This is a genomic window from Vibrio sp. 1580, from assembly GCF_033340055.1.
Window position 1 is genome coordinate 1 of the sequence record NZ_JAWOVT010000723.1, and the last position, 520, is coordinate 520.

The following is a 520-nucleotide window of genomic DNA, read 5'->3' on the forward strand; positions in this document are numbered from 1 at the left end:
TTTTCAAGAGAATCGACTGCTTTTTTTATTGAAAAGCGTAAAAAGAGATCTTGCTCTTGTTTTACTCCACAGAGTTGAAAACTAAATCCCCCATCATCCCTACAACCCATTAACATTTCTAAAGGCATAAAAAGGACGTGTAATAGGAATGCAAGGATGTCTCAACGAAATCGTATTTTACTGATTTTTTTCGCCTTATATTTCCTGTGCGCCATTGTGGGCGGGCGCTGGGTGTGGCAACACAGCTATCAATCTTTGCTAGATAAACACCAATCACAGCTCGAACAATTTTCTAGCCACATCAAAAATAAGCTCGATAAATACGCCCATATACCCAATCTTTTAGCCAAAGATGATCCTCTTTTTGAAGCTCTACTGAATCCTTCAAATAGCGCTCAACTCGAAATCACCAATCGCTATCTAGAATCGGTGAACAACGTTATTGAAGCGGCAGATACTTATTTGATTGATCAATGGGGCACGACCATTGCAGCAAGTAACTGGCGTAAAAAGCGCTCTT

Annotated in this window: 1 pseudogene; it reads left to right on the forward strand. The window is 40.0% G+C overall.

Features of this window, described 5'->3' with window-relative positions:
- Window positions 1-156 precede the first annotated feature (156 nt).
- Window positions 157-520, forward strand: a pseudogene (locus R7093_RS28045) (sensor histidine kinase); the annotation flags it as partial.